This window comes from Janthinobacterium sp. GW823-FHT01H08 (assembly GCF_058797855.1).
In genome coordinates, this window is record NZ_CM179504.1 from 967,065 (window position 1) to 992,431 (window position 25,367).

Consider the following 25,367-nt stretch of genomic DNA (forward strand, 5'->3'; position numbering starts at 1 on the left):
ATGACGATTTACAACCCCGATACCTTGCCGAAGAACGATAACCTGAACCGTTTTTCGTATGTCATCGACGTCAAGGAACAGATCTTCATTCGCAAGGGCAAGATGATTGCCTTCTATGGCGAGCTGCGCTTCGAAGCCATGGGCAGCAGCGTGCTCGACTTGATCGTGCGCAATGCCTTCAATGCGCCGAAGTATGTGCACCACTTTGTCGTGGCGCAAGGGCAGGGTCAATTGATTTTGGGCGACAACGGCAACGACCTGGCGTGCTACGACCTGGACAACGCCAACATGACCATCCGCGCGAAAAACCTGCTGGGTTTTACCAAGGACGTGATTTGCCAGGAATCGACCTTGCCCGGCTATCTGACCATGATAGGCACCGGTAAAGTGATCGCCTCGTCGAACGGCCCCGTGCACTTCCTGGAATTGCCGTGCCGCGTGGACGAGCAGGCCGTGCTGGGCTGGGCCGATTGCCCCAGCCCTTCCTACCACTACGACTACGCCCACGTGCAGGGCTGGGCCTCGGCCGCCGGCGCGCTCACGGGTTTTACCCTGTCGGGCGAGGAAAAGCAGATTGACTTCACGGGTGCCGGCACGGTGCTGGTGCAGTCGTCCGAGCTGGACGTGACGGGCAGCTCGGCCCTGATGCAGCTGCTGGCGCAATTGCCGCTGCTGGGCAAGGAAGACCTCGGCACCTTGAGTCTTTCCGTGCAGCAGCAGATGAAGGACAGTCGTTAAGACCAGGAAGTCCAAGAGTACCTGACAGAACCGTAGCGAGCGGAAGGGAGAGGTAGCCGAGAAGCGCAACCGTACTGAAGTACGGTGAGCATCGCAGGCTGCCTATACCGACGCGCAGTAGGTTCGGTCAGGTACTCAAGGCCGCGCCCAGCCGGGCGGCCGCTTCTCTAAAAAGGCGCTCACGCCTTCCTCCGCATCCTCTTCCATCATATTGCGCGCCATCACGTCGCCCGCGTACGCATACGCCTCGTCCAGCGGCAGCTGGCGCTGCCGGTAGAACATCTGCTTGCCGTAGCGGATGGCCGTCGGGCTTTTCGCCATGATCTGCTGCGCCAGGCGCGCCACGGCCTCGTCGAGCGCCGCGTCGGCCACCGTTTCATTGATCAGGCCCCAGTCGGCGGCCGTGTCGGCGTCGATGAAGCGGCCCGTCACCAGCATGTCGAAGGCGCGCTTGGGCGACACATTGCGCGACAGGGCGACGGACGGCGTGGCGCAAAACAGGCCCACGTTGATGCCGGAGACGGCAAAGCGGGCGGACGCGCCCGCCACGGCCAGGTCGCAGCTGGCGACCAGTTGGCAGCCGGCCGCCGTGGCGATGCCATGCACGCGGGCGATCACGGGCACGGGCAAGGTTTGAATGGCTTGCATCACGCGCGAGCATTGCGCGAACAGGGTTTGATAGTAATCAAGCTGGCGCGTGGCCTGCATCTGGCGCAAATCGTGGCCCGCGCAAAACGCCTTGCCTTCGGCGGCCAGCACCACGCAGCGCACGTGCGGCTGCTGCGCGATGGCATCAAACGCTTCCTGCAGCGCGGCCAGCATGGCTTCCGACAGGGCATTGAATTGCAGGGGACGGTTCAGGCGCAGGGTGACGAGCCCACCCTCGTCCTCGTGCAGCACCAGCGGCGCATCGTTATCTTGTAAAGCGGTCATGCGGTCTCCAGTGGCCTGATGGCCTGTTTTTATGGAAAAGCTTACTTGGCGGCGTTGACGCTGCCGATGCCCGCGATCGACTTGTGCACGATCTTCGGCTTGCCGTAATACGTCAGTTCGCCCATGCCGCGCACCACGGCGTTCAGCTCGCCCGAGGAATACACCTTGACGGAGCCGATGCCCTCGAAATTGACGTCGACGTTTTTCGCCAGCAAGGCTTTCGTATCGACTTCGCCCACGCCCTGCGCCTTCAGGCGCAGCCAGTCGACCTGGCCATCGGCGGCCAGGCGGCCCGCGCCCTTGTAGCTGATGTCGACTCTTGGACCATTGATCTTGGTCAATATCTTCTCGCCCGCGCCTTCCGCGATCAGCTTGCGCAAGGTAGGCATGGTGATGATGATGCGCGGGTCGCCCTCGGTCTTCTTGATATCTTTATCCTTCATGGAAATTTTCAGCTCGCCATCGACCACTTCCGTGATCACGCCGCTGAGGAATTTCTGGTCGCCGCGCAGCAGCAGGCTTTGCTCCTTGCCCGATTCCACTTCCATGCTGATGGGGCCGCGAATGTCGATGGCGTTGAAGGCGGCGACCGTGCGGGTTTGCTCGTCGGCATGCGCGACGGTAGCGAGGCAAGCGAGGGACAGGACTGGCAACAGGAACAGAGGACGCATGGCGGTTTCCTTGAGTAGTTGATCAGTGTATTCTATGTTGCAACATCTCCAACGGGGAGAAATTTGCAATGAACGGCGCAAATCGCGGCGCGGATGACACGCCGCCATCGCCCAGCCGCGCGCCCGCGAAGGCGCCGTTGGTCTATGCTATGGCGTACCGCGTCCTGGAGAGCAGATGAAAAATTATCACAAAGAAGATTATCCCGTCGCCGATATCCGCCGCTTCCTCGAGCCGGGCCCGGTGGTGCTCGTCAGTTCAACGTGGCAGGGCGAAAGCGACGTCATGACCATGGCCTGGCACATGCTGATGGAGTTTACGCCATCGTTGCTCGGCTGCTTTATTTCCGACGCGAATCACAGCTATGAAATGATCAAGCGCAGCATGGAGTGCGTGATCAACCTGCCCACGGCCGACATGGTCGACCAGGTGGTCGCCATCGGCAATTGCAGCGGCGAAGACACGGACAAGTTCACGGCCTTCGGCCTGACGCCGCAGCCGGCCGAACAGGTGGGCGCGCCGCTGATCGCCGAGTGCTATGCCAACTTCGAATGCAAGCTGGCCCAGGTGGCGGGCAACCCGAAGGGCGGCTTCTTCATCTTCGAGTGCGTGAAAGCCCACGTGGCCACCTCGCCCAAGCTGCCCGAAACCCTGCATTACCGGGGCAATGGCGAGTTCATGGTATCGGGCAGGACCATCAGCCGCAAGAGCCTGATGAAGCCCGAGATGTTGTAGGTCGGATTAGCGCGGCAACGCCGCGCATAATCCGACAATATTGTTGACGCTTGCGGTGGTGTCGGCTTACGCGCTTCGCGCTAAGCCGACCTACAGTTAAATGACACCCTGCGCCAGCATCGCATCGGCCACTTTGACGAAGCCGGCGATATTCGCGCCATCGACGTAGCTGACCGTGCCGTCGGCGCGCGTGCCGTATTGCTTGCACGCCGCATGGATGCCTTGCATGATCTGCAGCAAACGCGCGTCGACTTCTTCGCGCGGCCAGGAAATGCGGGCCGCGTTCTGGCTCATTTCCAGGCCGGAAGTGGCCACGCCGCCCGCATTGCTGGCCTTGCCCGGCGCGTACAGCACGCCGGCCGCCTCGAAGGCCTTGGCTGCCTCGATAGTGGTAGGCATGTTGGCCCCTTCGGCCACGCATTGCACGCCATTGGCGATGAGCAGGCGCGCATCGGCGATATCGAGTTCATTTTGCGTGGCGCAGGGCAGGGCGATGTCGACCGGCACATGCCATGGCGACACACCCGCTTCGAAGCGCACGCCCGTGCGCGCGGCGTAATCGCTGACCCGGCCATACAAATGATTCTTGATTTCCATCAGGATGGCCAGTTTGTCCGGCGTAAAACCGTCTTCATCGATGACGGTGCCGCTGGAATCGGAGACGGTGATGACTTTTGCGCCCATGGCCATGGCTTTTTCCACCGCGTATTGCGCCACGTTGCCCGAACCGGAAACGGACACGCGCATGCCTTCGAACGAGCGGCCCCGCGTCTTCAGCATTTCTTGCGCAAAATACACGGTGCCGTAGCCCGTCGCTTCCGGCCGCATCAGCGAACCGCCGAAGCTGGCGCCCTTGCCCGTAAACACGCAGTCGGCGCGGTTGCTGAGCTTTTTCATCATGCCGGCCATATAACCCACTTCGCGCCCGCCCACGCCGATGTCGCCGGCCGGCACGTCCGTATCCGAACCCACGTGACGGAACAGTTCGCTGACAAACGCCTGGCAGAAGCGCATCACTTCGCCCGGGCTCTTGCCCTTCGGATCGAAATCGGCGCCGCCCTTGCCGCCGCCCATGGGTAACGTGGTCAGCGCATTCTTGAACGTCTGTTCGAAGGCAAGGAATTTCAGCACGGACAGGGTGACGGAAGGGTGGAAGCGGATGCCGCCCTTGTACGGCCCGATGGCCATGCTGTGCTGAATGCGGTAGCCGCGGTTGACTTGCACCTGCCCATGGTCATCGACCCACGACACGCGGAACATCACCACGCGCTCCGGCTCGATCAAGCGTTCCAGCAAGCCTTGTTCCGCGTATTTCGGGTGCTGCTCCAGGAACGGCCACAAGCTCTCCATGACTTCGGTGACGGCTTGCAGAAACTCGGGCTGACCTGGATTGCGTGCGGCGACATGCTGGACATACTCGTGAGCAGATGCGTATTTCATCAGAATTCCATGGAGGTAATCGGTTATTTGGGCAACTATCATCGCAGATTTCGCACAAAAATGGTGCAAAAATTTGGTTTCGAGGGGTTTCTGCTACATTGTGGGGAGTTTTCAGGACACTGCGGCCGATGCGAGCAGTAAACGACAACGCCAGCCCGAAGGCTGGCGTTGTCGTTGCAAGCTTGGCTGGTCAAGCCGGGATGGGCATCACCCCGCCATGCCGCGCAAGATCAAGCCCGTGATGTAGGCGCCGTAGGTGCCCAGCGCGTAGCCGAGCACGGCCAGCAGGACGCCCACGGGCGCCAGGGCCGGGTGGAAGGCGCTGGCGATGACGGGGGCCGAGGCGGCGCCGCCGATGTTCGCCTGCGATCCGACGGCCATGAAGAACAGCGGCGCGCGGATCAGCTTGGCGACGAGCAGCATCAGACCGCCATGCACGGCGATCCAGATCAGGCCCAACAGGAACAGGAAAGGCTTGTCGAACAGGGCTTTCAAGTCCATGTGCATGCCGATGGTGGCCACCAGCACGTACAGCATGGCCGAGCCGATGGTCGAGGCGCCCGCGCCTTCCAGGCTGCGCGCCCGGGTAAAACTCAGTAGCAGGCCGAAGGTGGTGGCGAGCACGACGATCCAGAAGAAGTTCGACGTCAGGCTGTAATCCTGCAGGCGCCATTCTGCCGGCAGGGTGGTGATCCAGCTGATGATGGGGCCGGCCAGGAAATGCGACAGGCCCGTCACGCCCAGGCCCACGCCGAGGATGATCATGATGTCGGTCAGGGTGGCGACGCGCGCGTGCTGGGCACGGTAGCTTTCGATGCTGTCCTTGAGCGCGTTGATGGCGGACAGATCCGCGCCGGTCCAGCGGTCGAAGGCGCCCGCGCGGCCGGCCAGGAACAGCAGCACGGCCGTCCAGACGTTGGCCACGAGCACGTCGACGGCGACGAACTGGCCGAACAGGGTGGCGTCCACTTCAAACACTTCCTTCATGGCGGCCTGGTTGGCGCCGCCGCCTATCCACGAGCCGGCGACAGTCGTCATGCCGCGCCAGGTATCGCCCGCCACCGTTTCCGGGTGGATCAAACGCAGCGCCTCGAACGAGACGAGGGCGCCCAGCATGACGCCGAGGGTGCCGGTCAAAAACATGATGATGGCCTTGGGACCGAGGCGGATAATGCCGCCGAAATCGATGGCCACGCACAGCAGCACCAGCGCGCTGGGCAGCAGGTAGTCGCGCGCCACGGCGTACAGGCCGGAAGCGTTGCCATCGATGATGCCGAAGGTGTTGAGCAGCGCCGGGATCAGGTAGCACATCAGCAGCGACGGGATATAGGTATAAAACTTTTTCCAGAAGCCGTTGGCGCGCGAGGCGGTCCAGAAGACGGCCCCCAGGGTCATGGCGAGCAGGCCGAGGACGACGGCGTCGTTGGTGATCAGGGCAGAGGTGGCAGGTGGCATCGGGGATTCCGGTGAACGTGTCAGGGATGCCCGGGATGCCGATCAGGCCCCCGGGCGCAGGGTGGCCGTATCGTATAGCAATGTTGAAGCTTAAACAAATTGTTTAAGCGGTGGTCTGCAGATTTTTTCTTGTCAAATCAAACACTTGTAAACTGCTCGCCACCGCGCGCGCCAGACTGGCGGTTACAAATAGCGCGCCAGCAAGGCCTTGTTCAGCGCTCCGTCGAGTTCGATGCGCACGAAGTGGCCGCTGCCGGGCGCCACCTGGATTTCGCTGCCGTCGTCGGCCAGCATGCGGGTAATGGTGAAGTCGCGGTTGCCGCCCGGATGCAGGGCTTCGATGCGGTCGCCCACGGCAAAACGGTTTTTCACGTCCACCCTGGCCCAGCCATCCGTCACGTCCAGCACGTCGCCCACATATTGGCTGCGGTCCGCCTCGGAAGCGCCGCGCATATAGTTCTGGTGCGTTTGCGTATGGTGGCGCTGGTAAAAACCGTCCGTGTAGCCGCGGTTGGCCAGGCCTTGCAGCTGGCCCAGCAGGCTGATGTCGAAGGGGCGGCCCGCCACGGCGTCGTCGATGGCCTGGCGGTAGACTTGCGCCGTGCGCGCCGCGTAGTACAGCGACTTGGTGCGGCCTTCGACCTTCAGCGAATCGACGCCGATCTTGACCAGACGTTCGATATGCTCGACGGCGCGCAAGTCCTTCGAATTCATGATGTAGGTGCCGTGCTCGTCTTCGAGTATCGGCATCAGCTGGCCCGGCCGCTGCGCTTCTTCGATGAAGTAGGGCTGGTCGGCCAGCGGGTGGCGCGGCTGCTGGTGCAGGGCGGAAAAGGCATTGTTGTCCGCCTCGGCCAGCGCCTGGTGAAATTCCAGCGGCACCACCTGCATGCCGCCCAGGTCGCCGCTGGCGTCTTCGGCGGCATTTTTCACCTTGTAATCCCAGCGGCAGGAATTCGTGCATGTGCCCTGGTTCGGGTCGCGGTGGTTGAAATAGCCGGACAGCAGGCAGCGGCCCGAATAGGCGATGCACAAGGCGCCGTGCACGAACACTTCGAGTTCCATTTCCGGGCAGCGCTGGCGGATTTCCTCGATCTCGTCGAGCGACAGTTCGCGCGACAGGATCACGCGCGTCAATCCCATGCGGTGCCAGAACTTCACGTCGGCCCAGTTGACGGCATTTGCCTGCACCGATAAGTGCACGGGAATCTCCGGCCACTTGTCGCGCACCATCATGATCAGGCCGGGATCGGCCATGATCAGGGCGTCGGGGCGCATGGCGATCACCGGCTCCATGTCGCGCAAATACGTCTTCAGCTTGGCGTTGTGGGCGAAGATATTGCTGGCGACAAAGAATTGCTTGCCCCGCGCATGCGCGCCATCAATGCCCTCCTGCAAGGCTTGCAAGGTCGAAAAATCGTTATTGCGCACGCGCAAGCTGTAGCGCGGCTGGCCCGCGTAGACGGCGTCGGCGCCATAGTCGAAGGCGGCATGCATCTTGGCCAGGGAGCCGGCAGGCAGGAGGAGTTCGGGAGCGTGGCGCATGGGCGAGGGGCAAAGCCGGCGATTGTAGGCGGGCTGGCGCCAGATTGCCTTGCCTTGGGTCAAGGGATTGACATCCGATACCCGGCAACGTCAGACGTAAGGCGTGCCCGCCAACGCTGCCTTCAGGCCGACATGCCCCTGGTCCACCAAGGACAGAAAGCAGGTCTTGGCCAGCTGCGCGTCGCCATGCCGCGCGAAGGCACGGTGCGCTTCGATCAGGGCCGTGCTCCAGGTGGCCAGCAGCAGGCTGGCCGCCAGCCGGGCCTGGGGATCGTGCGCGTCGCGCCCCGTGCTGTCGGTCAGCGCCGTTGCCACCACTTGCGCCAACTCGTCGCGGATCGCCCGCGCCCGCGCTTTCAGGGTCTCGCTGGCCTCGATGGTGGCAATAAAACCCTGGCCGGCGGCGGAAAACGTGACGTAGGGACTGTTTTCGGCCACCAGGCGGTGCGCCAGCAGGCGCAGCGTTTCGACCGGGGGCACCATGGGATCGCGCTGGCGCAAGGCGGCGCGCAGCAGTTCGCGTCCCTCTTCCTCGCGGTCGAAGAACATGTCTTCCTTGCGGGGGAAGTGGTTGAACACCGTCATGCGCCCCACGCTGGCAGCCGCCGCGATCTCGTCCACCGTCACCTGCTCGAAGCCACGCACGAAAAACAAACGCGTGGCGGCATTCGAGATGGCTTGCCGGGTGGCAAGGCGTTTGCGGGAGCGGAGGTCGGAAGGAATCGTCATGTTGCCCCGATCATACACGAAGTGTACTGAGTATAGATAAGGCTTGATGGTGCAGCCAGGCTGGGCGTACTATTTATGTACTGAGTACATATTTAGATTGAGTATATGAAAATAGCCATTCCGGTGACAGCGCTGCCTGTCATCTTTGCCACGGTCGTGCTCGATGCGATCGGCATCGGCCTGGTCTTCCCCATCCTGCCCGCGTTGCTGCGCGACGTCACGTATGCCGATAACGTGGCGGCGTACATCGGTATCATGACGGCCCTGTATGCGTTGATGCAGTTCATCTTTGCGCCCGTGCTGGGCGCGCTGAGCGACCGCCTGGGGCGGCGCCCCGTGCTGCTGCTTTCGCTGGCGGGCGCGGCCGTCAATTACCTGTTCCTCGCGTTTGCGCCCAGCCTGTGGATGCTGCTGCTGGGGCGCGCCATCGCCGGCTTGACGAGCGCCAATGTGTCCGTGGCCACGGCCTACATCACCGATATTTCCCCGGAAGAAACGCGGGCGCGCCGCTTCGGCTTGCTCAACGCCATGTTCGGCGCCGGCTTCATCATCGGCCCCGTGCTCGGCGGTGCGCTGGGCGATTACGGGCTGCGTTTGCCGTTCATGGCGGCGGCGATCTTGAATGCCGGCAACCTGCTGCTGGCGTTGCTGACGTTGCCAGAATCACGTCGGCCCACGGGCGAAAAAATCGACCTGCTGGCATTGAATCCATTGCGCCCGCTGCGCTGGGTGTTATCGCAGAAAAGCTTGCTGCCGATCACCGCCATCTTCTTTACCTTCAGCGCGGCGGGCGAGGTGTATGGCGTGTGCTGGGCGCTGTGGGGCCACGATGCGTTCGAATGGAACGGGCTGTGGATTGGCTTGTCGCTGGGCGCCTTCGGCGTGTGCCAGGCGCTGGCCCAGGCCTTCCTGCCCGGCCCGGCCGTGAAACTGCTGGGCGAGCGCGCCACCATCCTGGCGGGCGCGGCGTGCGCCTGCGTGGCCCTGGTCGTCATGGCCTTCGCCACCCGCAGCTGGATGATCTTCGCCATCATGCCCGTGTTCGCCCTGGGCGGCATCGGCGCGCCGGCCCTGCAGTCGCTGGCCACGCGGCAAGTTGCCGAGGACAGGCAAGGCCAATTTCAGGGCGTGCTGGCCTCGTCCGTGAGCCTGGCATCCGTGCTGTGCCCGCTGGTATTTTCCAGCATTTATTTTGGCGTCAGGGCGTACTGGCCCGGCGCCGTCTGGCTGTCGGTGATCGTCGTGTATGCGGCACTGGTGCCGCTCGTGCTGGGCTTGTCGTTGGCCTCGACCACGCCGGCGTCATCGCGGGGATAGGCGTCCGGCGTTTCGTGCGCTGCGGCGGGCGCAAAATCGTCGACCTGGATCAAACCATCGACCAGGCGTGCATATTCCAGCAAGCTATTGTGCTCCTGGCAGTTGACGTTGCCTGTGGCCTTGGCCGCTGCCAGCCACGGCTGCATGGCGGACAGGCTTTGCGGCAGGTGCCGCAGGGCCGCGCCTTCGGGCGTGTCCTTCAGGCGTTTTTCGATGTGCAAAACCTCGGGCAGCAGGGCCAGCGCCCGCTCGGCGCAGGCGACGGGATCGTTGCCCTCGCTGGCGACATGGCCGTCGGCCAGCAGGCGTTCGCGGTCCGCGCCCGGTGTTTGCAGGGCCAGCGCCACTTCGCTGCCCAGCTCGTCGGACGGCGGGCGGTGGGGCAGGCCGAACGGGAACAGCAAGGTGCGCAGCAGCACGGCCAGCACGCGCGCGGGGAAATTGTCGAGCACGCCCGTCAAGCCCTGCTGCGCCTTGACCAGCGCATCCTGCAGCGACCAGTGCACGTAGGGCAGGTCGGCCTCGGGCCGGCCATCGTCCTCGTAGCGCTTCAGCACCGCGGAGCACAAATACAGCTGCGCCAGCACGTCGCCCAATCTGGCGGACAGCCGCTCGCGGCGCTTGAGTTCGCCACCAAGCACGAACATCGACATATCCGTCATGACGGCAAACGCCGTCGACAGCCGCGTCAGGGCGCGGTAGTAGGGCGCCAGCGCGGGCGCGCCGGCATCGGGCACGGCCCCCAGGCGGGCGCCGCCCAGCCCGTACCACAAGCCCCTGGCCAGGTTGCCCAGCACAAAGCCCACGTGGCCGAAGAAGGCCGCATCGAAATCGCGCAAGGCCTTGCGGCCGTCGCTTTCGTTGACGGCGGCCATTTCCCTCAGTACATACGGATGCGCGCGGATGGCGCCCTGGCCGAAGATGATCAGGCTGCGCGTGAGGATGTTGGCCCCTTCGACGGTGATCGCGATGGGGATTTGCTGGTAGGCGCTGGCGAGGAAATTGTTCGGACCCACGCAGATGCCCTTGCCGCCGAGAATATCCATGCCGTCGTTGACGAGCGCGCGTCCGCGTTCCGTCACATGGTATTTGACGATGGCGGAAATGACGGCCGGCTTTTCGCCCAGGTCGACGGCGTGCGCGGCCAGGGTGCGGGCCGCGTCCATCAGGTACAGGTTGGCGCCCATGCGGGCCAGCGCTTCCTGCACCCCTTCGAACTTGCCGATGGGCATGTTGAACTGGCGCCGCACGGCCGCATACGCGCCGGTGCCGCGCACGGCCATCTTGCCCATGCCCACGCTGGACGAGGGCAGAGAGATGGCGCGTCCGGCCGCCAGGCATTCCATCAGCATGCGCCATCCTTTGCCCACTTGCGCCTGGCCGCCGATGACCCAGTCGATGGGAATGAAGACATCGTTGCCGGACGTGGGGCCGTTCTGGAAGGCGGCGTTCAACGGGTGGTGGCGGCGGCCGATCACCACGCCGTCGTGGCTGGCTGGGATCAGGGCGCAGGTGATGCCGGGCGCGTCGTTGTCGGACAGTAAGTGGTCGGGATCGCTGGTCTGGAATGCCAGCCCCAGCAAGGTCGCCACGGGCGCCAGGGTGATGTAGCGCTTGTTCCAGGTGAGGCGGAAACCCAGGGTAGCTCTCCCCTCATGCATGCCCATGCAGACCACGCCCAGGTCGGGAATGGCGGCCGCGTCGGAACCCGCATACGGGCTGGTCAGGGCAAAGCAGGGAATCTCGGTGCCATTGGCCAGGCGCGGCAGGTAGTAATCTTTTTGGGCTTCGGTGCCGTAGTGCAGCAGCAGTTCGGCTGGTCCCAGCGAATTGGGCACCATCACGGTCACGGCCAGCGCCGAGCAGCGGCTCGACAGTTTCATCACCACTTGAGAATGCATGTAGGCGGAGAACTGCTTGCCGCCGTACTGCTTGGGGATGATCATGCCGAGGAAACCCTGGCTTTTCATATAGGCCCAGGCTTGCGGTGGCAAATCGAGTTGCTGCTGTGTTTTCCAGTCGTCGACCAGTTCGCACAGGCGCTCGACGTCATGCTCGAGAAAGTGGCGCTCCTCGGCAGTGAGCGTGGCGCGGCCATACGCCAGCAATTTTGTCCAGTCGGGCTGGCCGGAAAACAGATCCGCATCCCACCAGGTGGTGCCCGCCTCGAGGGCGTCGCGTTCCGTGTCGGACATCGTCGGCAAGATGCGTTTGAACAGGGCCAGCAGGTGCGGGGTAATCAGGGCGCGGCGCACGGGGCCGGGCGCGAACAGTACAACCAGGCCCAGCAGGGCCACCATCAATATGATCGTCAGCATGCGATATCTCCCTGTGTCATGACGACAGGGTAGGCCGATGCGGCCGATGTGACTGTGCGGTACAGCGCATATGCAGCAACGCCAACCGCAGGGGTTGGCGTTGTGGTGTCTGGGGTGAGGCGTATTAGCGTTGCGGAACGACAATCACCGTATCGCCCGTCTTGCCCTTGGCGCCGTCGTCGCCCTTGGCGCCATCGTTGCCTTGTGCACCGGTAGCGCCCTTGGCGCCATCGTATCCGGCGGCACCGTTGTCGCCGGTCTGGCCCGTGGCGCCGGTGGCACCGGTCGCGCCGGCAGGCGCTTCAGCGCCCTTGGCGCCCGTGGCGCCGGCAGGACCAGGCGCGCCGGCAGGGCCGGGAACGACTTGGACGACGGTCGGTGCGGGTGGCGCTTCGCGCTGGCAAGCGGTCAGGGCGAGGGTAGAGGCGAGCGCGAGCAATATCAGGGTAGGTTTCATGATGCATCCTTTGGCAGTGAGCCGTAATGTACGGAACGGCTCGACGGCGTCGGGCGCGAGTTTCGCATGGCGGTGTGGCGGGAGAGCTGACCAGCCGACCCATCAGCCGTGTCGCGCAGGGCGCTGGCGGCGGGAGGGAAAGTGATGGTCTGCCTGCAGCATGGGCTCTTGGGCGGCTGCAGTCCGTTCGTTTGCGTACATAGCGGCGATGGATGACGCAAGCCGGAAAACAAAAACAAACAAAAATGTTGGTTGTTTTTGCTAGGCCCTCTAATCCTGAGCCGCATGTTCTTATCGACGTTGGGTATCTGTGAAAATTCGTCTATTGATAGGTACTTTAGATAGTTCAGAAGCTGTCGTCAAAGTGAGGAACGTCCCCTAGTGCCTAGTGGCTGCATTCTTTCAGTCTCCCTTTTTTCGCTCAATCTGGTGCGTCGACTATAGTTCCCCATGCATCGCAAATGGTGCCATTGCGTACGTGCACGATCAGCAGCCGGCACGTATCGCTACCAAGCTCTTTCGCCACGTTTTCCGCTACTTGATTATGATCACCAATAAAATCCACATGATCTGCTCGTTGTAAGCAAAGTACGCACGGGAAATTTTCTTTGACTATGATACGTCTATGTGTAACCACGTTAAGTTGGGAGAGTTCAGCATCAATAAATTTCTCCAATTGCTCACTTATCGTTGTACTGAGGTCCCGAATGATTGTATCGGTTCGGAGGAAGCCAGGACTGCGTTTACCGTCAAGTGCGTTCAAAATCTGCCGCAACCAGTGCGGAAAAGAATGTCGAGGTGGACTTGCCTGTTCCCATTTTTCCAGATTGAAATACATATCGACGGGTCTTGCGGGATGCATGTTCATGATCCTGTCTATTCCCTGCGATACAAAGAAGTCGGCCGCGATATCGTAGCGCATATGGCTAACATATAGCCCAAGATGATCGGCTTCATCTACAAGCATTACCTCACGGATGCCAGCTATTCGTTGACGAACCATTAAATAATGCATTAGTTCACCAGTTGTCGGCAGGAAACGATTCAGAACGAACAGATCGTCAATAGCCATGGAGATAAACGGGAATCTTCCTAAGATCGCCTCTACATTGGGAAGTTGTTTGCTAGCGGCTGAAAAAGGAACGAAGCTTTCAATGGTTAATCCGATTGGGAAAACAAGCCGATAGTCGCATAGCCGCAGTTTGCCAGCAGGTCGTTTTTTGTTGTGTTCATCTTTTCTAAATAGTGTTACTTCATTGCCGGAGTTTGCGTATTCGAGGAAGCGTTTGCTTTGATGGTATGCATCTTGTATCAACTTTTCAACCTTTGTCCGATACTTGTCAAAATCAAGCTCCGGCGAATGAATTGGCATCACACCCCCCTTTACCTCGACGACGAACAGAACGTCATCTTGCATAATAAGAAGGTCGAGCTCGCACCAATCTCCGGTCTCAACTTCTCGATAGTAGACTGAACGTAACACCTTTGAGCCAACAAGTTGTTTATGGAAAATTTTAGCAAATCCTGCTTCTGTGGCTTCCGTTTGTCGCTTTGTCCATTCAGCGTCGTTCAAAGGGAGCCTTTTGCGCATACCGCGTTGGATAGCACGGTATGCGCTGTCGCGTAAAAAATAAGGATCACATGCGTAGTAGCCGTCATTGAGGTGGATGAGCGGTTTTAATCGACCCGGTAGCGTGCGTAAAGGTGTAGCGCAGAGCGGGCCGGACGCAAAGAACTCGGAGTTTTCGCCAGGTGTATAAGATAGATCGTCCAGTAAGGAAGCTGGGAGTTTACTAGTGCGACTGACATTGTTGAGTTCGAGGGCAAACAGTTCGATTGAGTCGCCTGACTTGTTTGGCAATGGCAGGTGCGGTTCTCCCCTCGTTTTTATTAAGGTGATAACGGAAGCCTGCAGACCCTTCGCAATGGCGTCGGAGTCGACACCGTAGGCTTCCTGTAGCGACTTGGAGTGTGGTTCGAGTACAAATTTCAGAAATTCAGATTCCAGCACCGCATACCGATAAGCACGACTAAGTATCCAAGTGCTTAAAGCCAAGAAATGCAGTTCACCTGAATGCTGGAAAAATTGCCTGTCTTGGTTTTCGTTGTTGACGCGATTGGAATAGTCCATGCTGGCTTTGCGGACATTAGCTGCGTGGTGCAGGACGTCATTGACGGATTCGACGGACGTTTCAGTGCCCCAAGCGTCTGCGCTATAGCTCGACAGGACCGCATGTAAATATTCCATTGCCATAGTGACGTCGCATGCTTCAACTTCCACCAAGGCTTTGTTTCGATTGACGCCGACATCGTACGTACTCGCCTGCTGCCAAAGAAAGACTAACAAGAACTTGGGGGCGCATATGAGGATGGCGTCGCGTAACTGAGCAGCTGCTAGCTCTAGCGTGGCTTTTGCGCTGGCTGAAGATGAACCGTATAGATCGTCTGTCACTGTCAATGCCTCGGTTGTTTGCATACTCATCGCTGTAATTGTCTCGACGATCCCTGATATCGTCCTCACTAAAGCACACTTTGGTACACAATTATGATAAGCGCAAGAGTTCTGCTCATTAGTAATTCCGTTTCGTCGACTTCACGCGGCCTACGAAATGGCTTGATTTGTAGCACTTGCAACGCGCATCTACGTTGCATGCTGCATTTCACAGGCTGATGAGCGAAATTTTGAGCAGAAGTGGCGAACTGTAAAGGCGAATTCTCTCGTTTGATGAGGGCAGGTTCGAAATTGTCAACAGATCGTTTTTGATTCGTACAAGAGCGGGCCAATAATGGTCTGTATCGTTGAAACAGTTACAGTTCGCCCCTGTGCAATTTTTCATAGCAAGAAGCGTTTCAATAGAAACGGACCAGTGTTGAAGATCTTCTTGTGAAAAGAAAAAGCCACCCGAAGGTGGCTTTTTGCTATGTACTGCTGAATTCTTGGTGGCCCGGGGCGGAATCGAACCACCGACACAAGGATTTTCAATCCTCTGCTCTACCGACTGAGCTACCAGGCCAAGGCGGCGAATTATAGCAGAAAGACTTTCCACCTGACCAGAGCTAGCTGTGTTCAAATGCAACAGATGGCCAAAACATGGTGTTTTGGCATCCTTGTATGAGCTGAAGGGATGTGGCGATGCGGCGACGTATTGGAGTGCAGGGCCTGGCGGCTGCGGGCTTGTTCAGTTTGTTTTGCGGTACGGCGCGGGCCGACGGGCTGGCCGATCTGAATGCGGCGCTGGCGCGCTTGCAGGGCCAGCTGCCCATCAAGGCGCAGGTGGAATCGAAAACCTGGCGCCGCGAGGGCGAGGGCAAGGCGGCGGAAGAGGATAGCGGCCAGGCCACGGTGGCTGTCGAGGGCGGACCGGCGGGCTTGCAAGTGCTCTACAGCAAGGATTTGCTGGCGAAAGTGGAGGGCGAGCAGCGCGCCAGGGTGAAGGATCCGAAGGTCAAGACGCCGATCGGCTTTGCGCTGGGGGAGATGAAGGCGGCGGAGTTGCGTTCCATGGTGTCGGCGGCCGATTCCCTGTCGCGCGAGATCGAGGAAGCCGTGTTCAGCGGGGAAAAGATCGATAGCTACAAGGGCAAGCCCGCGCGCCTGCTCAGCTTTACCTTGTCGCTCGACAAGGTGCCTGAGAAAGACCGCAAGTATGTGAAGAAGTTCGAAGGCGGCATCGAGGTGTGGATCGCCGCCGACGGCACGCCGCTGGCCAGCCATTTCCACTTTGACGTGAGCGGGCGCGCCTTTGTCGTCGTCAGCTTTACGCAAAAGACGGACGAGACGCGCCAGTATGGCGTCAGCGGCGACCATTTATTGTTGCTGCGCAAGGAAAGCAAGAATGCCACCTCGGGTGCGGGCGAGAAGGTGGAAAGCAAGATCGTCAAGACCTTGCAGCTGCAGTCCTGACGTGTTGCAGCATCACGCAAGCCGCTGATCCAGCGGCTTTTTTTACATCGCCGAGCTGCCGCCCATGGCGCTCTTTTGCAGCACGCAGCGTCCCGCCTCGCATGTGGCGCCCGGGTCCGTGACGATGGAGCAGGTCGACATCATGCCGTCCGCCTGCTGCTGCTTGCGGCTGGCCTCGGCTTGCGCCTGGGCCAAGGCCTTGAGTTTTTTGCCGTCATAGTCCTTGCTGGACCAGGCCAGGTAGCGCTCGGGGCCGCCGCAGGCTTTGGCGCCGATGGCGATGGTTTGGCATTGCTGCGTGGAATCGCAGGCGGCGGCGCCCACTTCCGCCTGGATTTGCGCCAGCAAGCCGGCATTGCCGGGCGCGGGCGGCGCATCTTGTGCGGGGGCGCTGCCGCAGGCACTGGTGGCCAGCAGCAGGATGGCGGCGCACGCGGCGCGCAGGGCGGAGTAGGTAGGTGTATGCATGCCTTCATCATGTGCCACGCTTGCCCAAATGGCAAGCGCGATTCGCGCGCTGGACGATCCTTGACGCCGGTCATTTTCATTATCAAGCCGTTAAAGTTAATATAAATCAACATCCAATCAGCGATGGTCGGGTGGCGACCGGGCCGCCGCGCTGCATTCCCGCGCCGGCGTGCACCGCCGATTCGGGAATGCTTCCAGGAGTTAGACTATGCGCCGTACCCTCTCCCCCTTTGTCTTCATCGCCAGCCTCGCTTTCAGCGGCACGCTGCACGCCGCCAGCAAGGAGCCGATCCAGCCCATCACGGCCGCCAAGGTGGCCAATCCGGCCATGGTCGAACTGGGCAAGAAACTGTTTTTCGATCCGCGGCTGTCGCGTTCCGGATTTATTTCCTGTAATAGCTGCCATAACCTGAGCATGGGCGGCACGGATAACATCAAGACGTCGATCGGCCACAACTGGCAGCGCGGACCCATCAACTCACCGACGGTGCTCAATTCCAGCATGAACGTGGCGCAATTCTGGGATGGCCGCGCCAAGGATTTGCAGGAGCAGGCGGGCGGCCCCATCGCCAATCCGGGCGAGATGGCTTTTACGCACGAGCTGGCCATCGACGTGCTGGCCTCGATTCCCGCCTACCGCGCGGAATTCCGGCAAGTATTTGGCCAGGATAAATTGACCATCGAGCAAGTCACGCGTGCCATCGCCGCCTTCGAGGAAGTGCTGGTGACGCCCGGTTCGCGTTTCGACCAATGGCTGATGGGCAAGAAAAGCGCGCTGACGAAAGACGAGCTGGCCGGCTACCAGCTGTTCAAATCCAGCGGCTGCATCGCCTGCCATAACGGCCCCGCCGTCGGCGGCAATACTTTCCAGAAGATGGGTGTGGTGGAACCGTACAAGACGGCGATGACGGCGCAAGGGCGCTCGGCCGTGACGGGCAAGGATGCCGACCGCTTCAACTTCAAGGTGCCGACCCTGCGCAACGTGGAATTGACGTATCCCTACTTCCACGATGGCGAAGCGGCCACCCTGACGCAGGCCGTCGACGTGATGGGCCGTTTACAGCTGGGCCGCACGTTTGCGCCCGATGAAAACGCGCAACTCGTCGCTTTCCTGAAAACCCTCACGGGCAAGCAGCCGCACCTCGTGCTGCCGATCCTGCCGCCATCGAGCGACACGACGCCGCGGCCGGTGCCGTTTGACTGAGTGCTTGTGGTGGGTGTGGTGTCGGATTACGCCCTTGCGGGCTAATCCGACCTACACCTCAGCGAGTAGGTCGGATTAGCGGCGCAGCCGCGTAATCCGACATTTTTTGTTGATATCGCTTATTTCAACGTACGATTGAACAGCTGATAGATACGGCGGTACTGGTCATACCACGCTTCCGGCTGCACGAAGCCGTGGCGCTCCATCGGGTAGCTGGCCATTTCCCAGTTGTCCTTTTTGAGCTCGATCAAGCGCTGCGCCAGGCGCACGGAATCCTGGTAAAACACGTTGTCGTCGATCATGCCGTGGGCGATCAGGAGGTTGCCCGTCAGCTTGTCGGCGTATTCGATGGGCGACGAGATTTGATACGCCTGCGGATCGACGTCCGGCGTGTTCAGGATGTTGGCCGTGTACTCGTGGTTGTACGTGGTCCAGTCCGTCACGGGACGCAGGGCGGCGCCGGACTTGAAGATTTCCGGCGCGCGCATCAGGGCCATCAGGCTCATGAAGCCGCCATAACTGCCGCCATAGATGCCCACGTTCTTGATATCGCCCTGGTGCCGGGCTGCCAGCCAGTTGGCGCCATCGATGAAATCTTCCAGTTCCGGGTGGCCCATCTGGCGGTAGATGGCCGTGCGCCAGGCGCTGCCGTAGCCGAGCGAGGCGCGGTAATCGACGTCGAGCACGATATAGCCCTGCTCCACCAGCAGGTTGTGGAACATCTGTTCGCGGAAATACACGGGATAGCGCTCGGTCACGTTCTGCAGGTAGCCGGCGCCATGGGCGAACATGACGATCGGATACTGTTTGCCCGCTTCCAGCTGCTTTGGCCGGTACAGCTTGGCCCAGATCGGTGCCGCGCCATGCGTGGACGGCACTTGCACCAGTTCCGGCATGACCCAGCTGCGCGTCTTGAAGGCCTCGCTGCGCGTATCGGTCAGGATAGTCGCCTTGCCGCCCGTCACGGGAATGGTCGCCAGCTGGGCCGGCATATAGCTGCTCGAGTAGCGCAGCAGCAGTTTGCCGCCATCGGGCGACAGGCCGAAGTTTTCCACGCCTTTCAAATTGGTGATTTCGCGCGCGCCGCCATCCCTGGCCGTGCTGGCACACACTTCATACGTGCCTGGCGCTTGCGGGTTGCACATAAAATAGGCGGTCTTGCCGTCGCGGCTCCATTCGACGGCGCTCACTTCCCATTGGCCGCTGGTCAACGCGCGTGCCGGGGCCGCGCCTTGCTTCGTGTACAGGTGGGCGTAGCCGCTTTCCTCGGACAGATACCACAGGGTGGCATTGTCGGGCAGCCAGCCGAATTCCTCGGCGCGGCGGTTGACCCAGGCCGTGTCGCTGATGCGGTGCGCGGGAACGAGGGCGCCATTGGCCAGGTCGACGGTGGCGAGCCAGCCGTCCTTGTTGTCGATGGCGCGCACGCGCACGGCCGCTTTGGAACCGTCATCGGTCCAGGCGATGCCGTCGCGCTGGGCGTCGATGCGCACGGGGCGGTTGCCTTTCAGCGGCGGCAGCTTCTGTTCGGCGCGCAGGCTGGCCAGCGGGTCGGTGGCGATGCCGGGCAGGCTGTCGAAAGCGATTTCGCGCACCTGGCCCGTGCGCAAGTCGGCCAGCTTCAGGCTTTGCGCGATCGGCATGTTGCGGCCCACGCGCGTGCGCTCGTCGTCCGCTTCCGGGTAACCCGTTTCCGTGACGTAGCGCGCCAGTTTGCCCAGCTTGCCCTTCTCGGCGGCCTTGTCTTGCGTGACGAACAGCAGCCAGCGGCCGTCCGGCGACAGGGCGCTGCCGGCAATGGTCACTTTGTCGCCCAGGTAGATCGGTTCCGGCGCGCGCGTGCCGTCCAGGCGGCGCTCTTCGTGGCGGCGTTCGCGGCTCGCGTCGCGGTCTTCCTTCTGGCGCGCCAGGTTGACGATCAGGCGCAGCTGCAGTTCGCGCAGGGCGTCCGCTTCCGGCTTGGCGTCCGGGTCCTTGGCCGCGCGCAGCAGGGCGACGGGGGCGCTCAGGCGGTCAGCGCGGCTCCAGCTGAACCAGTCGGTTCCGCTGCGGTACTGCACGGCGCCGCCGTCGGCGGAATACTGCGGGTCGCTGATGGCAGTGACGCCCCGCGTGATCTGGACCAGGGCGCCGTTCTTCAGGTCGCGCTCGAACAAGTCGCCGTTGCGCAGCAGGATGGCGCGCGTGCCGGCCCGGTTGACGACCATCTGCTGGCCATCGAGGTTCGCCAGTTGCGCATCGTCAACCTTCTTGCCGCTATTGAGTTTCGCATGCGCGCCCGATACGTGAAACGTGTCGCGCAGGGGCGAGCCGAGGCGTTTTTGTTTGTAGTAAAGCTGGCCATTCCAGCCCCACCATGCCGCTTCGACGGGTGTGCCGATCCAGTCGGGATCGGCCATGGCCTGGTCCAGCGTGATCGGCGTGGGCGCGGTGGCAGAGGGGGCCGCGTTGGCGGCGGGCAGCAGAGATAGCAGCAGGAGCGGCAGCAGGGGAAGAACCAGACGCATCGGAGATCACTTTAACGAGAGGGGATGGTGAAGGTACAGGCTATGAGGCCGGTATTCTAGCGGAGGAGTTTCGTGCAGGAAATGTCGGAAAGCTAAGCTTGATGCCGGGCCAGCCAGACGAGAAACTCATCGAGCGGCATCGGCCGCGCATACAGGAAGCCTTGCAAGCCGTCGCAATCGTGGGCGACGAGGAAGTCGGCCTGCTCCCGCGTTTCCACGCCTTCGGCCACGACGCGCAAGCCCAGGTGGCGCGCCATGGCCAGGATCGCCTGCACGATGGCCGTGTCGCGCGCATCGTGCGGCGTGTCGTCGATGAAGCGCTTGTCGATTTTGAGTTCGTACAGCGGCATCGAGGTCAGGTAGGCGAGGCTGGAATAACCGGTGCCGAAATCGTCGATGGAAAAGCGGATGCCCAGGTCCGCCAGTTCGCGCATGCGCGCCAGCGAGGCGTCGCGCTGGTCGATCAGCAAGCCTTCCGTCAGTTCCAGGATCAAGGCGCCGGCCGGCGTGCCGTGTTCGGCCAGCGCCGCCTGCACGCGGGACGCGAAATCGGGCTGGCGAAACTGCGCCGGACTGACGTTCACGGACAGGGGGACGGGCCGGCCCGCCTGCGCCAGCAGGCTGGCGGCGCGGCACGCTTCGCGCAGGGCCCAGTGCCCGAGCTTGACGATCAGCCCAGATTCCTCGGCAATGGGAATGAAGATATCCGGCGCGATATGGCTGCCGTCCGCCTGCGGCCAGCGCATCAGCAATTCGGCGCCCGTCACCCGGCTGTGGCGGTCGACCTGCGGCTGTACGTGCATGCACAATTGCCCCAGGTCGAGGGCGCGCGCCAGCGCCCGTTCCAGGGTCAGGCGGCGCTCCACGCCCGCCTGCATGGCCGCTTCAAAGAAGGCGATGCCGTTGCGTCCTTCCGCCTTGGCGCGGTACATGGCGATGTCCGCTTCGCGCAGCAGGTCGTGCGCCTGCTGGCCCGCTTTCGGCAGCAGGGTCACGCCGATGCTGGCGCTGCAATGATAGGACTGCGCGCCGATCTCGAAGTCGCGCGCGATGGCGGCGCGGATTTTCTCGGCCACCTGGGCCGCCGCGCGGGCGGCGCTGTCCAGGTCATCGGCCAGGTGCGCCAGCAGCACGACGAATTCGTCGCCGCCGATGCGCGCCACCGTGTCGGCCTTGCGCATCAGCTGCGCCAGCCGTTCGCCCGCCAGGCGCAGCAGCGCGTCGCCCGTGGCGTGGCCGCGCGCGTCGTTGATGTGCTTGAAGTGATCGAGGTCGATGAACATCAGCGCGCTGATGGTCTGGTTGCGCGGCGCGGCGGCCAGCAGGTGGCCGATGCGGTCCGTCAGCAGGCGCCGGTTGGGCAAGCCCGTCAGCACGTCGTAGAAGGCCAGGCGGTGGATGTCCGCTTCCGATTTCTTGCGCTCGTCGATTTCCCGCTCGACGGCCACCCAGTGCGTCTGCCTGCCTTCCGCATCCGTGAACGGCACCAGTTCCGCTTCGACCCAGTACGCCTTGCCCGCCTTGTTGTAGTTCAGTAATTCCGCCCTGGCCGGCTGGGCACGGGCCATGGCGGCGGCGATGCGCGCCAGTTCGTCCGCATCGGTGGCGGGGCCTTGCTGGAACAGCAGGCTGCGGCCCAGCACCTCGGCGCGCGCATAGCCGCTGCTGCGCTCGAAGGCGTCGTTGACGAAGATGATGCGCGTGGCCGATACCGTCCCGGCGCCGGGGGCGGGCGGGCCGTCCAGCACTTCGGCGATCATCACCATGTCGTTCAGGCGGGCCAGCGCCGTGGCCGTCAGGCGCAGCTCGGCGTTGAGTTGCGACAAGGCCTGGCTGCTGTCTTCCAGGTGCCGCAGCAGGAAGGCGCAGGACAGGGTCAGCACGGCGGCGATGAACAGGAAGTTCAGGGCCACGATCAGCGCGCGCAGCACGGGAGAATCGGGCGTGCCCGGCAGGCGCAGGGCGACGTCGGGATGCAGGCCGAGGAAAAAGATGGTCAGCGTGGTCAGGACCAGGGTCGACAAGGCTGGCCGCATGCCCAGCAGCAGTGCCGCCAGCACGGGCATGAGCATCATGTAAATCTGGCTGACGGGACCGATTTTCAGCAGCAGGCCCACGCCCACCAGATAGGCGACGATGAGGAATTGCCACACGCGCCAGCGGTAGGGCATGGCGCGACTATGCCAGATGAGGCCGATCCAGCCGATGGCCAGCAAGTCGAGGACGACGATGGACCAGATCGCCTCGCTCGCGGCCAGCAGCGCGCTGGGAATGGCCGTGACGATGCCAAGCAGCAGCACCACCTGCAACAGGCGGGTAAAGACCAGGCCGCGCCAGTGCGCGAGATCGCTCGATATCGCCACGCTGCCATCCTTCCCCTGGGGTAAGCTGCCGCCGCGCCGTGCATTACTGCTGAGTAAATATTACGCGCTATCAATCCTCTTGTCATCTTGATCATTGGTCATGATTGCCGGCGTTCCGCGTGGCTGCCTCATTCATCGGCCCTTTGGCGGGGATGGTCATTCTGCCCTGGGCGCCGCGCCGTTTGATGGGAGCAAAAAAAAAGCCAGCCTGTCGGCTGGCGCTGTGCAGTGAAGCGCACACGGGCGCTTCGAAGCGGCGCTTATTTCTTTGGCGCGCTCAGGCATTCTTTCATGAACGCCTTGCGCGCGTCGCCCTTCATGTCCTTGGCGTCGACATTGCACGCCTTCATCTTGTTTTGCTGCGTCATGGCCGGCGCCGGCTTGGCGCTCAGGCATTCCTTCATGAAGGTTTTGCGTTCATCGCCTTTCTTGCCGGCGGCATCCGCATTGCAGGTGGTCATTTTCGACTGTTGCGCCGTCTTGGCGACGGGCGCCGCTTCCGGTGCGGCGGCAAAGGCGGTGCTGGCAAACGCGGCAGCGATGCAGAGGGCGATTAATTGTTTCATGGCAAATCCTTTAGACGCAAACGATGGAAGGGGCATGCAATCGGCTATAAGTGCCGATATGCAGAACGTAACTAACTATATGACATTTATCAACAAAATTTCCACTCGAGTGTGTCTTTTTGTTACTGCCAGGCGCCAGGCCTCCGCCGGCTGGCCCGGGCCGCCATGTTGCGGCGGCAGCGGCCCCGTTTTTTGCTATGCTAGCGTCTTTCCACCGGCCGATGCCGCTGCCTTGGCCGGCGCACCCTCATTACGGAGTAGTTATGGTCTCGTTGCAAGAGCAGTTTTTAAAGGCCGGCCTGGTCGACAAAAAGAAGGTCAAATTGGCCAATCAGGACAAGAGCAAGCAGAAAAAGGACGAGCGCAAGAGCGGCACGCAAAGCGTCGACGAGGTGCGCCTGGCCGCGCTCGAGACCCAGCGCAAGAACGCGGAACGCGCGCGCGAACTGAACGCCCAGCGCGACGCGGCCGCCAACCAGAAAGCCATCGTGGCGCAAATCGCGCAAATGGTGCAAAAGAACCGCCAGAGCAAGGGCAACAACGGCGACGTGCCGTATAACTTCACGTTCAACAACAAGATCGAGCGCATCTATGTGACGGCCGCCGTGCAAGCCCACCTGGTGGCGGGCCGTCTGGTGATCGTCTGCCTGGGTGGCGCCGTGGAGCTGGTGCCGCGCATCATCGCCGACAAGATCGCCGAACGCGACCCCGCCATCGTCGTGCGCGTGAAGCAGGCCAGCACGCAAGTGGACGAGGACGATCCGTATGCGGCGTTCCAGATTCCTGATGATTTGATGTGGTAAGAGGGTGATTGCCCGGTGCCGACGGTACCGGACTGGCGTAACTGCGGGCCGGAAACGGCCCGTTTTTATGTGGACTACAAACAAAAACGCCACCCGAAGGTGGCGTTTTTGAACGTGAAACGAATTCTTGGTGGCCCGGGGCGGAATCGAACCACCGACACAAGGATTTTCAATCCTCTGCTCTACCGACTGAGCTACCAGGCCAAGGTGGCGAATTATAGCAGACCAAAACGGGAATGCAAGAGCCGGCTGCGACTTTTCCTGCATTTCCAGGATTCACCCTCCATTACTTGCGCCCGGATCAAATATGATTTGATATAAACGGTATTTTTCTCAACAAAGGATGGGCGCATAGTGTGGCCATCGAAATGTATTTGAGAGGATTACCGCATGCACGCCATTACCCAACACACCGCCATCCCTGAAATCGGTCTGGGCACCTTCCGCCTGCAGGGGCAGGTCGTCATCGATTCCGTCACCACGGGCCTCGACGTCGGCTACCGCCATATCGACACGGCGCAAATCTACGGCAATGAAGCCGACGTGGGTCAGGCGATCGCGGCCAGCACCGTTGCGCGCGACGAGTTGTTCGTCACCACCAAGATCTGGATCGACAATCTGCAGCGCGACAAGCTGATTCCCAGTTTAAAAGACAGCCTGCACAAGCTGCGGCTGGAGCAGCTGGATTTGACGCTGATCCACTGGCCGTCGCCGCAAGACGCGATTCCCGTGGCCGAGTACATGGCGGCGTTGGCGCAGGCCAAGGCGCAGGGGCTGACCAAAGCCATCGGCGTATCGAATTTCACGAATGCGCAGCTGCGGCAAGCCATCGATACGGTGGGCGCGGCGGAAATCGCCACGCAGCAGGTCGAGACCCACCCCTTCCTGCAAAACCGCAAGGTCATCGAGTTCGCGCGCAGCCAGGGCATCCACATCACGGCCTACATGCCGCTCGCGTACGGTAAGGTGGTCGTCGATCCGGTCATCATGGCGATTGCCGCCAGACACGGCGTGACGCCGGCGCAGGTGGCCCTGAGCTGGTCGCTGCAGCAGGGCTTTGCCGTGATTCCGTCGTCGACGAAGCGCGCCAACCTGGAAGCGAACCTGCATTTCCGGCGCATCACCCTGTCGCCGGACGAGATGGCGCAGATGGCCGCCCTGGAACGGGGCGAGCGCCTGACCAACCCGGACGGCCTGGCGCCGCAGTGGGATTGAG

19 protein-coding genes, 2 tRNA genes and 1 pseudogene are annotated in these 25,367 nt (G+C 61.8%); 7 read left to right on the top strand and 15 right to left on the bottom strand.

Annotated features, from left to right (window positions below):
• On the top strand, positions 1-738 hold the full coding sequence (locus AC3RCG_RS04285; protein ID WP_070312592.1) for an AIM24 family protein: 738 nt from the start codon (positions 1-3) through the stop codon (positions 736-738).
• A gap of 135 nt (positions 739-873) precedes the next feature.
• Here AC3RCG_RS04285 and AC3RCG_RS04290 read toward each other — a convergent pair whose 3' ends face one another.
• Positions 874-1,671 (bottom strand): enoyl-CoA hydratase, encoded by a 798-nt coding sequence (locus AC3RCG_RS04290; protein ID WP_492404076.1) that lies wholly within the window; start codon positions 1,669-1,671, stop codon positions 874-876.
• Positions 1,672-1,712: 41 nt separating this feature from the next.
• Positions 1,713-2,342: a head GIN domain-containing protein gene (locus tag AC3RCG_RS04295; RefSeq protein WP_492404074.1), complete on the bottom strand. Its 630-nt coding sequence runs from the start codon at positions 2,340-2,342 to the stop codon at positions 1,713-1,715.
• Positions 2,343-2,517: 175 nt separating this feature from the next.
• On the opposite strand from AC3RCG_RS04295, the gene AC3RCG_RS04300 reads away from it, so the two are divergent.
• Positions 2,518-3,075 carry a flavin reductase family protein gene (locus AC3RCG_RS04300; protein ID WP_070312598.1) on the top strand — a complete coding sequence of 186 codons (558 nt, stop codon included), beginning with the start codon at positions 2,518-2,520 and terminating at the stop codon, positions 3,073-3,075.
• Between the two features lie 96 nt (positions 3,076-3,171).
• Here the strand turns inward: AC3RCG_RS04300 and gdhA are convergent, their stop codons facing one another.
• The 4 genes from gdhA to AC3RCG_RS04320 form a co-directional block, all read right to left on the bottom strand.
• A complete protein-coding gene (gene gdhA / locus AC3RCG_RS04305) occupies positions 3,172-4,515 on the bottom strand; it encodes an NADP-specific glutamate dehydrogenase (RefSeq protein ID WP_409027310.1) in 1,344 nt (447 codons plus the stop codon).
• 207 nt (positions 4,516-4,722) lie between these two features.
• Positions 4,723-5,970 carry a DUF819 family protein gene (locus AC3RCG_RS04310; protein WP_492404072.1) on the bottom strand — a complete coding sequence of 416 codons (1,248 nt, stop codon included), beginning with the start codon at positions 5,968-5,970 and terminating at the stop codon, positions 4,723-4,725.
• Positions 5,971-6,153: 183 nt separating this feature from the next.
• Entirely contained in the window at positions 6,154-7,515 is a 1,362-nt protein-coding gene (gene trhP, locus AC3RCG_RS04315) for a prephenate-dependent tRNA uridine(34) hydroxylase TrhP (RefSeq protein WP_230506785.1), read from the bottom strand.
• Positions 7,516-7,605: 90 nt separating this feature from the next.
• Positions 7,606-8,244, bottom strand: a complete 639-nt coding sequence (locus tag AC3RCG_RS04320; protein ID WP_492404069.1) for a TetR/AcrR family transcriptional regulator — start codon at positions 8,242-8,244, stop codon at positions 7,606-7,608.
• A 105-nt stretch (positions 8,245-8,349) separates the two neighbouring features.
• Between AC3RCG_RS04320 and AC3RCG_RS04325 the strand changes: the two are divergent.
• A pseudogene (locus AC3RCG_RS04325) lies at positions 8,350-9,456 on the top strand (TCR/Tet family MFS transporter); the annotation flags it as partial.
• On the opposite strand, the gene AC3RCG_RS04330 reads toward AC3RCG_RS04325, so the two are convergent.
• The 4 genes from AC3RCG_RS04330 to AC3RCG_RS04345 form a co-directional block, all read right to left on the bottom strand.
• Positions 9,432-11,879, bottom strand: a complete 2,448-nt coding sequence (locus AC3RCG_RS04330; protein WP_492404067.1) for an acyl-CoA dehydrogenase — start codon at positions 11,877-11,879, stop codon at positions 9,432-9,434. The pseudogene AC3RCG_RS04325 and the gene AC3RCG_RS04330 overlap by 25 nt on opposite strands.
• Before the next feature lie 124 nt (positions 11,880-12,003).
• On the bottom strand, positions 12,004-12,336 hold the full coding sequence (locus AC3RCG_RS04335) for a collagen-like protein (RefSeq protein WP_492404065.1): 333 nt from the start codon (positions 12,334-12,336) through the stop codon (positions 12,004-12,006).
• Positions 12,337-12,757: 421 nt separating this feature from the next.
• Complete coding sequence (locus AC3RCG_RS04340) at positions 12,758-14,812, bottom strand: hypothetical protein (protein WP_492404063.1); 2,055 nt, start codon at positions 14,810-14,812, stop codon at positions 12,758-12,760.
• A 462-nt stretch (positions 14,813-15,274) separates the two neighbouring features.
• A tRNA-Phe gene (locus AC3RCG_RS04345) sits at positions 15,275-15,350 on the bottom strand.
• 119 nt (positions 15,351-15,469) lie between these two features.
• Between AC3RCG_RS04345 and AC3RCG_RS04350 the strand changes: the two genes are divergently transcribed.
• Positions 15,470-16,240, top strand: coding sequence for a hypothetical protein (locus AC3RCG_RS04350; protein WP_492404061.1), 771 nt, complete (start codon positions 15,470-15,472; stop codon positions 16,238-16,240).
• Between the two features lie 42 nt (positions 16,241-16,282).
• On the opposite strand, the gene AC3RCG_RS04355 is transcribed toward AC3RCG_RS04350, so the two are convergent.
• Positions 16,283-16,708, bottom strand: a complete 426-nt coding sequence (locus AC3RCG_RS04355; RefSeq protein ID WP_492404060.1) for a hypothetical protein — start codon at positions 16,706-16,708, stop codon at positions 16,283-16,285.
• A gap of 208 nt (positions 16,709-16,916) precedes the next feature.
• Here AC3RCG_RS04355 and AC3RCG_RS04360 point away from each other — a divergent pair, with 208 nt between their 5' ends.
• Positions 16,917-17,912: a cytochrome-c peroxidase gene (locus tag AC3RCG_RS04360; RefSeq protein ID WP_121668405.1), complete on the top strand. Its 996-nt coding sequence runs from the start codon at positions 16,917-16,919 to the stop codon at positions 17,910-17,912.
• A 119-nt stretch (positions 17,913-18,031) separates the two neighbouring features.
• On the opposite strand, the gene AC3RCG_RS04365 is transcribed toward AC3RCG_RS04360, so the two are convergent.
• The 3 genes from AC3RCG_RS04365 to AC3RCG_RS04375 form a co-directional block, all read right to left on the bottom strand.
• Positions 18,032-20,419 carry a S9 family peptidase gene (locus tag AC3RCG_RS04365; RefSeq protein WP_492404058.1) on the bottom strand — a complete coding sequence of 796 codons (2,388 nt, stop codon included), beginning with the start codon at positions 20,417-20,419 and terminating at the stop codon, positions 18,032-18,034.
• A gap of 92 nt (positions 20,420-20,511) precedes the next feature.
• Entirely contained in the window at positions 20,512-22,782 is a 2,271-nt protein-coding gene (locus AC3RCG_RS04370; RefSeq protein ID WP_492404057.1) for a putative bifunctional diguanylate cyclase/phosphodiesterase, read from the bottom strand.
• A 260-nt stretch (positions 22,783-23,042) separates the two neighbouring features.
• Positions 23,043-23,348 (bottom strand): PsiF family protein, encoded by a 306-nt coding sequence (locus tag AC3RCG_RS04375; RefSeq protein ID WP_046682222.1) that lies wholly within the window; start codon positions 23,346-23,348, stop codon positions 23,043-23,045.
• 263 nt (positions 23,349-23,611) lie between these two features.
• Here AC3RCG_RS04375 and AC3RCG_RS04380 point away from each other — a divergent pair, with 263 nt between their 5' ends.
• Positions 23,612-24,151, top strand: coding sequence for a DUF2058 domain-containing protein (locus AC3RCG_RS04380; protein ID WP_070223805.1), 540 nt, complete (start codon positions 23,612-23,614; stop codon positions 24,149-24,151).
• A 128-nt stretch (positions 24,152-24,279) separates the two neighbouring features.
• Here the strand turns inward: AC3RCG_RS04380 and AC3RCG_RS04385 are convergent.
• A tRNA-Phe gene (locus AC3RCG_RS04385) sits at positions 24,280-24,355 on the bottom strand.
• 186 nt (positions 24,356-24,541) lie between these two features.
• Between AC3RCG_RS04385 and dkgB the strand changes: the two genes are divergently transcribed.
• Positions 24,542-25,366, top strand: a complete 825-nt coding sequence (gene dkgB, locus AC3RCG_RS04390; RefSeq protein WP_492404056.1) for a 2,5-didehydrogluconate reductase DkgB — start codon at positions 24,542-24,544, stop codon at positions 25,364-25,366.
• The last annotated feature ends 1 nt before the right edge of the window (position 25,367 follow it).